The organism is Spirosoma gilvum (genome assembly GCF_054776815.1).
Window position 1 is genome coordinate 203,241 of record NZ_BAAHBH010000004.1, and the last position, 14,661, is coordinate 217,901.

General features: G+C 47.2%; 11 protein-coding genes. All 11 read right to left on the reverse strand.

The genetic code is table 11. The annotated features are described in order from the left end of the window. Positions 1–74: 74 nt before the first annotated feature. Positions 75–1,268, reverse strand: coding sequence for a type IX secretion system outer membrane channel protein PorV (gene porV, locus ACYVFD_RS12285; protein WP_461090368.1), 1,194 nt, complete (start codon positions 1,266–1,268; stop codon positions 75–77). Positions 1,269–1,384: 116 nt separating this feature from the next. Continuing rightward, positions 1,385–4,822: a type IX secretion system sortase PorU gene (gene porU / locus ACYVFD_RS12290; protein ID WP_461090369.1), complete on the reverse strand. Its 3,438-nt coding sequence runs from the start codon at positions 4,820–4,822 to the stop codon at positions 1,385–1,387. A 28-nt stretch (positions 4,823–4,850) separates the two neighbouring features. Then, the gene (locus ACYVFD_RS12295; protein WP_461090370.1) at positions 4,851–5,474 is read right to left on the reverse strand and encodes a sprT domain-containing protein; all 624 of its coding nucleotides are present in this window, start codon (positions 5,472–5,474) and stop codon (positions 4,851–4,853) included. A gap of 62 nt (positions 5,475–5,536) precedes the next feature. After that, positions 5,537–5,728, reverse strand: coding sequence for a hypothetical protein (locus ACYVFD_RS12300; RefSeq protein WP_020597416.1), 192 nt, complete (start codon positions 5,726–5,728; stop codon positions 5,537–5,539). A 143-nt stretch (positions 5,729–5,871) separates the two neighbouring features. Further along, entirely contained in the window at positions 5,872–6,384 is a 513-nt protein-coding gene (locus ACYVFD_RS12305) for a GtrA family protein (RefSeq protein WP_461090372.1), read from the reverse strand. Between the two features lie 225 nt (positions 6,385–6,609). After that, a complete protein-coding gene (locus ACYVFD_RS12310) occupies positions 6,610–8,016 on the reverse strand; it encodes an NADH-quinone oxidoreductase subunit N (RefSeq protein ID WP_461090374.1) in 1,407 nt (468 codons plus the stop codon). A 74-nt stretch (positions 8,017–8,090) separates the two neighbouring features. Beyond that, positions 8,091–9,569 carry a complex I subunit 4 family protein gene (locus ACYVFD_RS12315; protein ID WP_461090376.1) on the reverse strand — a complete coding sequence of 493 codons (1,479 nt, stop codon included), beginning with the start codon at positions 9,567–9,569 and terminating at the stop codon, positions 8,091–8,093. A gap of 53 nt (positions 9,570–9,622) precedes the next feature. Continuing rightward, positions 9,623–11,533, reverse strand: a complete 1,911-nt coding sequence (gene nuoL / locus ACYVFD_RS12320) for an NADH-quinone oxidoreductase subunit L (RefSeq protein WP_461090378.1) — start codon at positions 11,531–11,533, stop codon at positions 9,623–9,625. Positions 11,534–11,642: 109 nt separating this feature from the next. Next, on the reverse strand, positions 11,643–11,987 hold the full coding sequence (gene nuoK / locus ACYVFD_RS12325) for an NADH-quinone oxidoreductase subunit NuoK (protein ID WP_020597411.1): 345 nt from the start codon (positions 11,985–11,987) through the stop codon (positions 11,643–11,645). 117 nt (positions 11,988–12,104) lie between these two features. Beyond that, positions 12,105–12,926, reverse strand: coding sequence for an exonuclease domain-containing protein (locus ACYVFD_RS12330; protein ID WP_461090380.1), 822 nt, complete (start codon positions 12,924–12,926; stop codon positions 12,105–12,107). A gap of 56 nt (positions 12,927–12,982) precedes the next feature. Then, positions 12,983–14,563 (reverse strand): FAD-dependent oxidoreductase, encoded by a 1,581-nt coding sequence (locus ACYVFD_RS12335; RefSeq protein WP_461090382.1) that lies wholly within the window; start codon positions 14,561–14,563, stop codon positions 12,983–12,985. Positions 14,564–14,661 lie beyond the last annotated feature (98 nt).

A 14,661-nucleotide genomic window follows, 5' to 3' on the forward strand; every position in this document is an offset into this window, starting at 1 on the left:
TAAAAAAGCGAAAGAGTGAAAGAGTGAAAGCCATCCAGCCAAATCACTCTTTCACTCTTTCGCTTTTTCACTCTTTAATTTTCGTCGTTTAAAGCTTCGTCATCTCCACCAATACCACTACCTTTTGCAAAGTTGAATACCAGCGAGATACGGAATGTATCGGCAAGTGGGCTGCCTTGTTTCACGGGAATCAGGTAGGAGAAGTCGACACCAAAGCGTTGCTGTAACCGAAGGCCGATACCGGTGGTAACGTATTTACGACCACCTTTTTCATTTGATTCGTTGAAGTAACCAACTCGGGCGGCAAACTGATCGTTGTACCAATATTCTACCCCTGTCGACAAGGTAATTTCTTTTAACTCTTCACTGAACCCACCTGGTGCATCGGCAAATGACCCAAAAATAGAATCGAAATAATTTTTGTTGGCATTCACGTTAACCATCGTACCACCAATATTCTGATAATTTGGGGTAGGCACCATCAGCTTGTTGGCATCCAGAACAAAGTTGAATTTGTTATACTGGTCGGCAAAAATGGTCACACAGGTTCCTAGCCGAAGATTGGTTGGAATAAAATAGCTCTGCGTACCGCCATAATTAAGTCGGCCACCCAGGTTTGAAATCATACCGCCAAAGGCCCAGCCTATACCTTTACCGGTTGCATTATCCCGCGCTTCATCATGATAGTAAGCACTGATTTCAGCAGCGGCTGTAGAACCGGGTTTCAATCCAGGATTGCTACTTCCGGCAGCCAGGTTAGAATTCAAATATTTGACACTAGCAGCCAATGAAAACGTTTCGGATAGCCGCTGCGAAACCGAAGCAGTAACGGCATACTCCCGCGAATTAAAGGTACCGGCGGCCACACCGTTGGCGGTTGTAAAATCAACCGTTCCGAGGTCGAAGTATAGCAATGAGCCCGATATAGCCGTATTCTTACCCACTTTCGAGTAGCCACTCAAGTAGGTATAATACATATCGCCAATCAGGTTTCGCAACCATGGCGTATAGGAAAGTGCTAAACCCTTACTCTCCTTAGCAAAAACCAGCTTCGATGGATTCCAGAATACTGAACTAGCGTCAGGGTCGCCCAATGCAACGCCTGCGTCACCTAACGCGCCTGAACGGGCATCGGGCGTAAAGTTCAGAAAGGGTACAGATGAAGTAGGGACATTAAGAGGTTGGCCGTTAAGATTATTTTGAGCAGATACGACGAGCGGAAAAAAACTACAGACGCCGAGTATAACACGGAAAAAAGTGCGCTTCATACAAAGAGTGTTGGTCAACGACAGCCACTGGTTGTGGTGAGTCCGGCAGGGCTGTGCGGTCAAAATTACAATGAATCCTTGGATTAGAAAAAACGAGTGATTTTAAGTGCGTTAAATCATTTAGTTAATACAATTCGATTAGTACCAATGGCCGTTGTCGCATCGACTGCCGACCGAATTTCGAGCCGAACGATATATAATCCATTTGGCATTACCTGTCCTGCATCCGTTCGACCATTCCAGGAGCCCACATCGACCGCAGCATCGCAGTTCGTACATTGCCCTGTTTGCTGGCTCAACAACCGGCTGGAGAGGTCATATACACTCAACACCCAATTTAGTGGTTCGCCTGATCGATTCAGTTCGGCCCTTAGCACTGTCTGTTCAGACATTGGGTTCGGGCTAGCCCGAAATGCCTGCAAAGCTAAGCCAGGACGGTCAGAAACTACTATGGTCAACGTGCCCTCACTTGAATTATTGTTAATATCCCATGCTTTGACCCGTACTGTATATTTACCGGTCGATACATTTCGAAATGTGTACAGTACTTCTCCCTGTCGGCCATCAGCACCAGTAGCCACGTAATTATCATTCAAAATGACCACTGGCTGAGTGGCCAGTTGTGCTGTTAGCTCATGCCCCAAGCCCGAACGGGCAATGTTTATGCCTCGGTTATCACTCAGTGAGATTCGCAGGGTTACATCTGGCCCAGCAATACGCACGGTTTCGCCTTCCGGCGTTCCGCCAACCACCGCAAGTGTCATAGATGGCGGCTGGGTATCAATACTATCTGCAAAAACACTGCCACCTACACGTAAACTGTCATAACTTCCGACAGCATCAAGCAAACTATCCGTCCGTACAGCATATAAATAGAGCTTGCCTTTGCCAACTGTATAGTCAATATCTTTCGGTATCGTAAAGCGGGCAGTAAATTGTCCCTGCTGAACAGGTACTTGCCCGGTAAAAATTGGATTGCTAAATGCCTGATAGGCCATTTTAGGCGCTCCGGCTTCAGAGCCGAGGGTTGTGTGTGTAGTTGCCTTATCGTACAATGACAATCGGACGGTGCCAGTAAACGCAGTAAGCCGCTGGCCTGACTGCTGAATCTGACCCGTTAGTTCTACAGTCTGTAAGGCATGAAGTGTATCGATCCGGTTCGCCGAAATAACTTTACCATTTACCTGCGTAAGCACGGCCTGTGCCTGTGGATAAGCAAGTCGCATGGACGGATCGCCCAACAACGCAAAATTTCGATTGACCGGACCGGTAAGGCTGTTGTTTTTCGTCAGCCGCATTACATCACCCAATCGGGGCATTTGTCCATTGATCGGTGTGAAAACAGCTTTATAAAAGGCTTCATTCAGGAGCAGATTCGTATTGGCATATACGGGTCGGGTTGTCGTCAATAACCCAATACCACCACCAGTCCGGCTTAACAGCGTGAGCTCAGCCCCCGAGGTAACGTTGGGGTCATCGTACCGACCAAACTGACAGGTAGCCGTCACAAATAAGGGCAATCGGCTGTTACGCCAGCCCAGAATATCCTGAAGCGTAACCACCTGCTCATCCGCCAAACCTACCACACCACCATGACCACTATAGTTGATGATCAATCGTCCGTTTGTTACGGCCTGGTCAATCGTTTGGTTAACCAATGGCGCTTTCTGACCACCTGAGGTATTTTCCTGCGGATAATCGTCCAGAAAAATCCGTTCGGCTCGATAAGCCGGTGACGTTTTCTCTATGATCTTAGCCATTTGATCGGCATCCTGCTGGTGGATATTATAATCGCCATCGTCGGCAACGAGCATAACCCGGGTTTGCCAATCGCCAGTTATGGATGAATTAGAACTATACTGAATTAGTTTATCGACAACTGTTTGAGCTTCATCTATGGATTTTACCGGAAGGCGACCTACGCCAATATCCATTCGATAGTCACCCTGGTCATTTTCCGGCCAATCGCCCTCATTGGCATCCATAAAGCCAAAATAATCGTCGGAGGAGTAACTTAGCACCGGATGGAGTGATTCGCGACTTTCATAAACCGGAACCATATTGGCCAGTTGAGTTGCATTAACCTGTCCGGCAATATTCCGGTAATCGTAAGTGGCATCGCCAAATAAGAGCAAATAGCGGAGCTTCGTTGATTGTTTCTGGTAAAAATAACGAGCCAAATCCCGAATGGCCGTAGGATCGGGCAGCCCGGACCCAAATTCGTTATACACCTGCTGTGTTGTTACAACCAGAGTCGATAGTTGATCGTGATCTCGACGAAACTGAGCCAACCGATCAGCCTGAGCCTTCCAGGCAATTGGCGTTACAATGAGCAAGTCGGGCGTTTCCTGACTATGTATATCCTGAGTAGCCACCGTTGTCAGTAAAACGGGCGATAAGATTTGAGCATCGGTAAACAGGAAATAATCACTTCGCTTAGATGCCAGCCAGCCAGCTTCCTGACTAGCAGAAAGCACGTAAGCCTGCGACACCGGAATTAGTGGATTGGTAATATCCCAGACATGCAGACTGCTGCTCGCTTGCTTAATGCCATACTGCCCGGCAGGTGATCGACGCACCCACATTGACCGATCAAATTGCCGAAGTTCACGCTGAGTTTGTAGACCCAGGTAATTCAAATAGCCCTGTGCTGAATATAAGCCGTTTTTTCGGAAGGTGACGGCCAATCGAAGAGGACTATCGGCTGTGGTTAATTTAGTCAGAAACGTATCGGTTCGAGCGATGCCCTGATAATCATATTCATACCCAGACACCGAAGACACCGGCATTATACCGACCTGTTGATCGTTTAGCTTTACCCGAAACTGCGTAGGCACTGTAGCACCAGCCACAACTGAGGTCGTCAACCGTATTGGCGTATTAGCCATAAGACCCGGTACCTCAAACGGTACGATCTTCGTTGTATCGGTGGTCAGGTATTCGCCCAGCCACTCACGACCGGAGCGAACGGCTGGCAGTTTTACCATATCCAGCTCATGAAATTGATAATCATTGAAGCTAGTCACGGTAGCCGTTGCTCCTATTGCCCCCGAGGGTCGTTCGGCTATTCGTAGTCCCGAAGAAGTACCAATTGACAGGAAGTAAAAGGTTGTGTCGGAATAGGGATTGATCTGATGGGTAAATCGCCTGGCTACTGAATCGTATCGGACTACATGTGGGCTCTGTCCGAAGAATACGACAGCATCTTCTGCATCAAACCGACCATCACTCTCTCCTACTACCTGAATGGCATTTTCGGTGAGGTCAACGGGTCGGGCAATGGCATTTGATTGTGGCAAAACAGCTCCGCCATTGCCGTACAAATGGAATTTTCGTGGATCAGCTGTCGCAAAGGATGGGTTTACTTTAGTCAGTTGAGCCTGGTTTAGCCGGTATACACCCGATTCAGAAACGGCAATCTTTACCCAAATCCCTTCTCGCAATACCGATTGCGCACAGGCTTTATAATGAATAGTGTAGAGTGTAAAATGAAGAATGAGTATAGATGCCCAATACGTCCATCGAAAAGGGAGTCGCCTTATTTCATTCCTCATTATACATTGTTCATTATCCATTCTTCATTCAATTCACCTCAACCCATGCGTGCGCCAGAATGGCGTATGATTTGCCCGACGATACTTCTTTACAAACGATGCGAGTCCGTCGTAACGTACCCCGCACATACGTCTTTTGCGCTAATCGAAACGAATTTCCTTCCGATACATCCCGAAGCAAAATCCGATTCGCCGGAATCACTTCTGCCGACATAACATCAAATTGTCGCAAGGCTAGCATTAACTGCTGATTCGTATACGTGGTAGCTCCCGGATCAGTCATGTATTGCTTCAATGGATCGAGAACAACAGGAGGAAAAACAGCTTCGGTGAGTAAAGGAAGCATAAGTCGCTGAAAAGCACTTTGCCAGGCCCGTCCGTGTGGTTTTACTCGTCTGATTCTCCGCTGCGAACTAAATTGATGATGAACGTCAGCGTGGGCCGCTTCATGCACATACGTAATCAGGAAAGCGTAAGGGTTCAGATTTTTATTAACGGTAATCTGCGTCTGATTCTGCGGTAATACCCGAAAATCGCCCAGCCGCGTTCGGCGAGGTTTTACAACTTTGAAGCTGAACCGGTAGGACTGCCAAAGTTGGCGGCAGTAGTCGACAGCTCCCGGTGGAATATGTGTGGTAAATACGTCCGTCAAGGTCTAAAAAACAAAAAAGCCTTATAAAAATAAGGCTTTTTCGCATGCTGTGGAGAAGAAACTTATTTCTTCGTAGTGTCAGCAGCAGCTGAATCCGTAGCCATCGTAGAAGCCGAATCCGTAGCCATCGTGGTGGTGTCGGTCGACATCGTAGCGGTCGAATCAGTGGTGGTTTCTTCCGTCTTAGGTTTGCTTTGGCAAGCAGCGAAGGTCAGCATGCTACCAACGAACAATAGAGCGAATACTTTTTTCATTTGACTGAAATGCTATTTTAGGTTTCCGGGCGCAAATATAGTTTTTTTATATCGAATCCAATATTCCTATCAATAAATTTGTTATAATCTGGACTTTATACTCGAAAAGTGCTATTTGAAATTGAATTAATCAGGGATAGCCGTTAAAGCTGTTCCTGCTTTTCTTTCGATGATCGGGCCAGAATCTTATCATACATACCCGTACTACGAAAGGTCAAGAGCTTATGACCAAAATAATTTGCGAGGAAACTCATACCCATACCTACTACGTGTGAACCCGTTTCGCGCCAGATTTTTTGGCCAGGGTTGGGTAACAAGGGAGTGGCTACCCATTCTAATACGTATTTGGAGACGTATACTTGCACGAAAAGGGCCACTAAGGCAATAGCTAAAAATTTGATGGCTTCGCGTCCCGTATTCCCCGTTTTACCTGCCGAAAAAGCATACTTCTTCGTCGGTATAAAGGTCAGTACGGTAGCCGTCAGATAACCGCAGAAAACACTTACATCAAAATCAAAAAATTGCCGATAGAAAATCCGGCTTATGAAGTTAATCGACGCACCCAGCAAAGCCGTCAAAAAGAAGGAAAAAAAGTCCTTGTATTCTCTTGGTTTTGGCTGTTCGATGCTGCTCACGTTCACAATTTGACCGGACAAAGTATACTGAATTAGCTAGTATTGATTAATAATCAAACCCAAAAGTACAAACTCGAAACCAAACGTGTATGTTCAGAAGATAGGTTACTTAGGCTACGGTCATCAGTTAGTTGAAAAGTGAGAATCCTCACAATCAGCACTACTGCAAATCAATATGCTGAATAGCAATAGCTTATCAAAAGTAAATCTTTCCATTTCCGGATAAATTATCGCAATTACGAAAATTTAGAATAGACCCTGCAGTAAACCGGGTGCAATACCTAATCCTAATGTTAACACAGTAGCTGCTACCAGTACATATCGATAAAATGGAGCAACATGAATAGGGTCAGCTCCTCCATCCCGGAAATACATGGCAATGATTACCCGGAAATAATAGTAAATCCCAACTGCTGACATCAACACGGCAACAACCAACAACCAGATTTGGCCTCGCTCAACAGCGGTTGAAAACATATAAAATTTCCCCCAGAAACCAGCCGTTAGTGGAATTCCTGCCAAAGAAAGCATCGAAACAGTCATGGCTACTCCTAACAGCGGATTTTGACGAGCCAGTCCGTTGAAGGAATCAAAATTTTCGGTAATGACACCTTCACTGGTAATGGTCTGTGTACTACGTTGTTGAGCAACCAACACCAACACGCCAAATGCAGCAATAGTTGCCACCGAGTAAGCCAGTGAATAAAAAACAATAGCCTGCTTTGTATTGGTACCCAACGCAGCTAATCCAATGAGCAAATAGCCCGCATGTGAAATGCTGGAATAGGCCATCATACGCTTAAAGCTGGTCTGATAGACGGCAGTAATATTACCAGCAATCAGGGTCAGGGCTGTGATAATCGCCAGGATGGTCCACCAGAAGGTATACACGCCCCCAAACGAAATAGATAATAACCGAAACAGGGCCGCAAAACCAGCCGTTTTCACAACTGTCGACATGAAAGCGGTAAAAATAGTAGGAGCACCATCATATACATCAGGAGTCCAGAAATGAAACGGAGCGGCCGACACTTTGAACAAGAGACCAATCAGCAGCATCAGCAACCCAACATATAATAACAGTGAAAGCCCCACCTGTGGGTGTGCGGCATACGAAGCAATCCCGGCGATGGTGAACGATCCGGTAGCCCCATACAGCAATGCCATCCCGAACAGCATGATACCCGTTGCAAACGAGCCCATCAGAAAATACTTCATGGCCGCTTCGTTCGAGCGCAGGTTTCGCTTATCACTCCCGGTCAATATGTACATCGCGATGGAAAGTATTTCGACTCCTACAAAAAGCATAATCAGGTTCTCGAAGCTTACCATCATGATCGCCCCTACCAACGAGAACAACATAATAGCGTAATATTCAGCCGGCTGTGCCGATTCATCGTCCAGAAAATTACTGGACAAGGCCACCACCATAAAGGCCGACCCCAGCATAATGGCGGTAAATACCATAGCCAGGTTATTGGTCTTGAGCATATCGTTAAAATACAGATATGACTTGTTCCAGTCAACGAAATTAACGGCTAATGCAAGAACCAAAAACAATAAGGTGGCGGGCAATAATATGGCCCTCGACTTCATAAAGCCGAGAAACAACAACCCAATACCAAAAACCGATAACAAAACGATGGGAAGCATTTCTTTCTGTTCAAAGTTTATTGTTTCAAGTTTGGCTCAACAAGTAGATAACCTAAAACTTGAAACTTGAAACATTATTTCATCGATACCGCTGTTGTTCCGATGTATTTCATCAGGTTGGCGACAGCCGGTTCAGTTAATTTCAAAAATGTATTAGGGTATACTCCGATCCAGAATACCATCACTACTAGCGGAATGAACACCCAGCTTTCGGAACTGGTCAGATCAGCAAATGTATCAGTACGGGATGTAGTTGCGCCAAACATACTCTTCTGAAATAAGCGGAGCATGTACACGGCACCGAAAATAATAGTGAAACCAGCCGCCAGACCTAGATAATGGTTATACGTAAAGACGCCATGCAGCAGCAGAAACTCACCTACAAACCCATTGGTGAGCGGTAGTGCTACGCTACCCAGCAGCATAATCATGAAAAAGACGGTCAATTTGGGTGTCGACTGCGTAATACCGCCGAGTTGGTCGAGCTGCCGGGTGTTGGTGCGCGAGAAAATCACATCGGCCACAAAGAACATTCCTACCACATTGATACCGTGTGCCAGCATCTGCACCAGTGCTCCCTGCATTCCAGTCTCGGTTTGCGAAAACACGCCAGCCGCCATTAGACCAACGTGTGAAAAGGACGAATAGGCAATCAGCCGCTTCATATCGCGCTGGCGAATGGCAATAATTGACCCATAAATGATGCCAATGACCGAAAGAATGATAGCCGTTTTCCCCCAGACTTCAACCCCTAATGGAACAATCGGTAAAATAAATCGGATCAGGCCATAAACGCCCATTTTCAGCATGATACCAGCTAACAGCATAGTAGCCGGAGTCGGCGATTCAACGTAGGTATCCGGTTGCCAGGTATGGAACGGGAACACCGGCATCTTAATGGCAAAGGCAATAAAAAACGCCCAGAAAAGCCAGTTTTGCGCTTCGGGTGTCAGTTTAAGCTTGTAGAAATCGGCAATAGCTGCCGAATGAGGAGCCGTTAGCGTAGCGGGTGTCTGGTAGTAGAGATAAACCAGCGCAATCAGCATGAACAAGCTACCGAAGATGGTGTAAACAAAAAACTTGAAGGCCACCGGAATTCGATTTTCCCCACCCCACATGGCAGCCAGGAAATAGATCGGAATCAGCGCAGCTTCAAAGAACAGGTAGAACAAAAAGCCGTCGCGCGCTGTAAACACGCCCATCAGAGCTGCCTGCATGTATAGCATCAGCGCATAAAAGGTGGCAGGCTGCTTATAACTCCTGTTGAAGGTCGAGAGAATAATGAATGGAACTAGCAAGCCCGTCAGCAATACCAGCAATACACTGATACCATCGATACCCGCACTGAACCGAATCCCCAACGAGCCAATCCAGGCATAGTCGAAACCGAATTGGGAGGTTGCATCGGGTTTAAAGCTAACTAAAGCCGCTCCTGCAATGGCCAGTTCGACCAATGCGGCTACTAAAGCAGCCTGTTTTATCCGCTCTCCCCGAATCATCAGAATCAGCGTAGCCGCTACAACGGGGTAAAAAATCAGGAATAATGTAAGCATATACTGATTTACAAAGTACGATGTACGATTGGCAACTTATTCCACCGTATTAATTAAAATCGAATGAAAAACCGAAAGGCGAAGATGAGCACAATGCTGACAACCATGGCCAGAACATAGAATCCAATGGAGCCATTCTGCAGCAACCGCAATTGGGCCGAACTCTGGCGCACTAGCCAGGCAACGCCGTTTACAACACCATCGACCAGCCCTTCGCCAAAGCTGTATAACGCATCGCCAAGCCCACGAATCGGCCGAACGACAATCGTTTCGTACAGTTCGTCAACGTAGTATTTGTTGTACACCACCTGTTCGGGCAATGACCGCTCAGCCGAATCGGGCGCCGGAACAGCTCCCCGGCTGATGTACATGACGTACGCAATAATCAGCGACAGAATCGCTACACCCGACGAAATCGCCATGAGCATATACTCGGTACCGTGATCGATGGCTCCTTCGGCAAAGGCTTCGGGGTTGACCTGACGAGACCCTTCGAACAGTGGCTCCATGAAATGACTCAGCCATCCGCCACCCGGTAAGTTAAGCGTACCACCGATCACCGACAAAACGGCCAGAATCATCAATGGCAGGGTCATGGTAAGGGGGGATTCGTGCAGGTGATGCTTTTGTTCGTCCGTACCCCGGAATTCACCAAAGAACGTCAGGAACAATAACCGGAACATGTAGAACGATGTAAGGCCAGAGCCCAGAACACCTAAGCCCCACAACAATTTGCTATGTTCATACACATGCGCCAGAATTTCGTCTTTCGAGAAGAAACCAGCCAACGGTGGTATACCCGATATAGCCCAGGTGCCCAGCAAAAAGGTGATAAACGTAATCGGTAAGGCTTTCCGCAGGCCACCCATCTTCCGAATATCCTGCTCATCCGACATAGCGTGAATAACACTACCGGCACCAAGGAACAATAACGCTTTAAAGAACGCGTGGGTAATAACGTGGAACATACCTGCCGTGTAAGCCGTTGCGCTCAAACCCAGGAACATATAGCCCAACTGCGAAACCGTCGAATAGGCCAGTACTTTTTTAATGTCGTTCTGCAACAGACCAATCGATGCCGCCAGCAAAGCCGTTGCGATAGCGATTCCACCAATGATTTCGAGCGTAATTGGCGATAAGGTATACAGCACATTCGACCGAACGACCATATAGATACCAGCCGTTACCATCGTTGCTGCGTGAATCAGGGCCGATACGGGGGTTGGGCCCGCCATAGCGTCGGGTAGCCAGGTATAGAGTGGAATCTGAGCCGATTTACCCATAGCGCCAACGAACAGCAGCAGCGTAATGGCCAGAATGGTTTTGTCACCCATCTCCAGTCCGGTTGCCTGTTTAAAAACGTCGAGGTATTCGACTGTGCCAAAGGTGTTTATAATTAAGAATATGCCCAGCAAAAAGCCAAGGTCACCAATTCGGTTCATGACAAAGGCTTTGCGAGCGGCATTATTGTAGTTGGTATTCTTATTCCAGAAACCGATGAGCAAATACGAACATAAACCTACGCCTTCCCAGCCGATAAACATGATGACGTAGTTGGAACCCATCACCAGCAGCAGCATGAAGAAAATGAACAGGTTCAGAAACGCCATGAACTTGCCAAAGCCCTCGTCGTGGTGCATATAGCCAATGCTATACAGGTGGATCAACGAACCAACGCCCGTCACCACCAGCAGCATCAGCAACGACAACTGATCGATCTGGAACGAGAAATTAATGTGCAGGTCACCCACGCTAATCCAGTCGAAGAGGGTAGCGATTTGTGGCCCAGCTTCGGCCTGGAAACCAAGAAAAAGGGAAATGGAAATCAGAAAAGAAGCCAGTACGGCTGCGGTAGCAATAAATCCGACCAAACCCGTTGGCACCCGGCGGAAACCCAGGCCATTGATCAAAAAGCCAACAAGCGGAAAGAGTGGGATTAATGCACAGAGTAATTCTATTTTCATTAGTCGATAGTCGATAATCGTCAGTCAATAGTTACGGTCTGCCTAAGCAGTCAGCCAATAGATTAAAAGAGTATTAATACCAATTGACTACCGACTGACAACTCATTTTTTACCATTTCAATTTATTAAGCAATCCCACATCGATGGAGCGGGTGTTGCGGTAAATCATGACAATAATAGCCAGCCCCACCGATACTTCGGCGGCTGCCACGGCCATAATGAAAAAGACAAATACCTGCCCGGCCGAATCGGATCGATACGACGAAAAGGCGATAAGCAGTAGATTAACGGCATTGAGCATCAACTCAATGGACATAAAAATAATGATAGCGTTACGCCGGGTCAGTACACCAATGATGCCGATCACAAAGAGGGCGGTACTGAGAATCAGGTAATACGTAAGCGGTATTTGCTGAATGACTTCCGGTATGAGGACGTCCTGCGTGGGTTGCATGGCTTGCCGGTTAATAGAAAGTACCGCAAATGTAAAGATTATTCGCTTATGTAGTGCAGTAATGAGCCAAGTGAAAGTAGTGTAGTAATGGAGTGGATGAGCTCACTCCATTACTTTTCACCTTTTTCCATTCACGAGACTGAACATCCGTAATCGGATTTCAGTCAACCGACGTTTGGTATCCAGCGGGAACTCACCTTTTAGTATCCAGTCGTAGAATGAAGGCTCTTTTTTCAATACCTCTATGACCGTCAATCCTTTGTGTTTGCCAAAATTGAACACTTCCTCGCCTTTCTCATTGATGACCATCCGGCCCGCCAAGTCAACATTCGTATTGGCTGTCAGGCTATGAAGCATGTCGATATCATTCTCGAACACAACATCCTGGCCACCGTCGGTTCGGGCAATCATACCCTGGTAACGCTGTACCTGCGCATTAAGCACTTCAAGGCTTGCCATCGTATCGGCTTCAGCGCCATGTGCCCCTATCAGGTCTTTATTGCAGTAAAATTTGTAAGCTGCCGACAGATTCCGTGGCTCCATTAGGTGGAAAATACGCTGTGCATCAACCAACCGCCGGTTTTTCACGTCGAAGTCGACATTTGCCCGTAGAAATTCTTCAACCAAAAGCGGCACATCAAAGCGATTGGAGTTAAAACCAGCCAGGTCGCATCCTTCCAGAAACTGGGCTAATGTCCGGGCTACAGCTTTAAATGGGGGCGCATCTTTTACATCATCGTCATAAATGCCGTGAATCATGCTTGATTCCAGTGGAATAGGCATACCTGGATGAACCCGTTGGGTTTTACTGACAACCTCACCGCCCGGCATCGCTTTCATGATACAGATATCAATGATGCGGTCTTTGGCAATGTTTATGCCGGTGGTTTCAAGATCGAAAAAGGCGAGGGGTTTCTTGAGTATAAGTTGATGCGTCATAACCAAACCGGAGTTTCACACGGTTAGGCAGCAAAGGTAAACACGTTTCGGCGGAATCAGGCTTTTTTCAATACCTTAACCCAATCAACTCCATTTTTCACTTCCTCAACCAGTGGCATCCGGCCTGCTTCCATCAGTTCGCGAATGGCAATAATATCCTTATCGCGCTGAAGCCCCACGGCGGCTTTGATCTGATTTTTTTGTACATATAACGCCAAAAAGGAATCATCTTTTTCGGGATCACCATCATAAATAATGTCGTCGATAGCGGTTATATGCCCAACGTACCCTAGTTGACGTCCCTGCTGATCGGTCCAGAAAAAAGGTGCTGATAGGTAGGGAGTCTGCTGCCCCGCCATGTTCAGCCCGGCTACATGCCCTTGCTGACAGGCTACCCGCCAGTGTTCAATGCGTTGCGAACCGTCGGCCGTTGGGTAATGAACAATATCGCCAGCCGCATATAAGCCAGCCATACTATTCAAATTACCATCCGTGCTGATTCCTCCATCTTTCTCGAGCGGTACACCTAATAGGAAGTCAGTACGAGGCTTAACGCCCAATCCGAGTAAGACGAAATCGGCAGGGATGCGTTCGCCATTGTCCAGCACAACAGCCTGAACGGTATCTTCTCTTTCCAGATGACTAACCTTTCGGCCCAGATGAAACCGTATACCGGCTTCCTCATGCCAGCACTGGATTACACGACCAATTTTCTCGCCCAGGATTTTGCTAAATGGGACGCTGTCTGGCCCTACTACATCGACTTCACTACCTAGCTTCTGAAGACTCATAGCTCCTTCGAGTCCAATAAATGAGCTACCGACGATAACGACTCGCTTGCCCTGTTTCCCTAAATCACGTAATTGCTGGCTATCGTTCAGGCTACGAAGTGTATATACCCCCTTGAGAGTAGGGTTCAGGCCGGGTAGGGTATTGGGTTGTCCGCCAGGGCATAGGAGTGCTTTATCGTAAGTAAATGTTTCGCCAGAAGCTAACTCAATCCGCTTTTCAACCGGATCTAGTGCCGTTACACGTTGCCCTGTCCATATCTCGATACCAAAGTCTTTATAGAAATCCTCAGTCCGCAACGGCATCCATTCGTCAGGCGCGTTGCCTTGTAGATATTCTTTAGAGCAGTTTGGGCGATCATACGGTAATTGATCGCTCTCGGTGAGCATAATGATTTTGCCGGTAAAGCCACCTTCTCGCATCGCTTCGGCTGCGAAAGCAGCTGCCCCTCCCCCACCAATAATAACGTAGGTTTCGGTATTGGCTTCATCGGGTGTAGCCATCGGATTCTCCAGACTCTCTTTACTGGTCGTTACCCGCACAAACACCTGATCATTCTCAATTCGGACTTCATGCGTGGGCAAGCCGTTCAGAGCGGGCGCTTCGAGCCGGTGACCATCCCGTACATCAAAGCAGGCATTATGCCACGGGCAAATCAGCCGATGTCCATTCAGAACGCCCTCTGCCAACGGCCCATGATAGTGCGTACAATGGGGATGGAGAGCGTAAAACTGTCCATCAGCGCGGGCCAGCAACACATCCGTATCGCCTACATGAACTTGTTTTAATTCGCCATCAATAAGGTCATTGATATGACAAACAGGAGCTTCAGTGTAGTCAGCTATCATGGTCGGTATTGTTTAAGGTATTAACCAGAAACTAACTCATTTGATTAAAGCGATCTGGAAACAAATACCTTCATGATGTAACGCTTAAATCTATTTGA

Excerpts from the sequence above, each read along its gene's own strand:
- porV (WP_461090368.1), bottom strand. The coding sequence starts at position 1,268 with ATGAAGCGCACTTTTTTCCGTGTTATACTCGGCGTCTGTAGTTTTTTT.
- porU (WP_461090369.1), bottom strand. The coding sequence starts at position 4,822 with ATGAGGAATGAAATAAGGCGACTCCCTTTTCGATGGACGTATTGGGCA.
- ACYVFD_RS12300 (WP_020597416.1), bottom strand. The coding sequence starts at position 5,728 with ATGAAAAAAGTATTCGCTCTATTGTTCGTTGGTAGCATGCTGACCTTC.
- ACYVFD_RS12310 (WP_461090374.1), bottom strand. The coding sequence starts at position 8,016 with ATGCTTCCCATCGTTTTGTTATCGGTTTTTGGTATTGGGTTGTTGTTT.
- ACYVFD_RS12315 (WP_461090376.1), bottom strand. The coding sequence starts at position 9,569 with ATGCTTACATTATTCCTGATTTTTTACCCCGTTGTAGCGGCTACGCTG.
- nuoL (WP_461090378.1), bottom strand. The coding sequence starts at position 11,533 with ATGAAAATAGAATTACTCTGTGCATTAATCCCACTCTTTCCGCTTGTT.
- nuoK (WP_020597411.1), bottom strand. The coding sequence starts at position 11,987 with ATGCAACCCACGCAGGACGTCCTCATACCGGAAGTCATTCAGCAAATA.
- ACYVFD_RS12330 (WP_461090380.1), bottom strand. The coding sequence starts at position 12,926 with ATGACGCATCAACTTATACTCAAGAAACCCCTCGCCTTTTTCGATCTT.
- ACYVFD_RS12335 (WP_461090382.1), bottom strand. The coding sequence starts at position 14,563 with ATGATAGCTGACTACACTGAAGCTCCTGTTTGTCATATCAATGACCTT.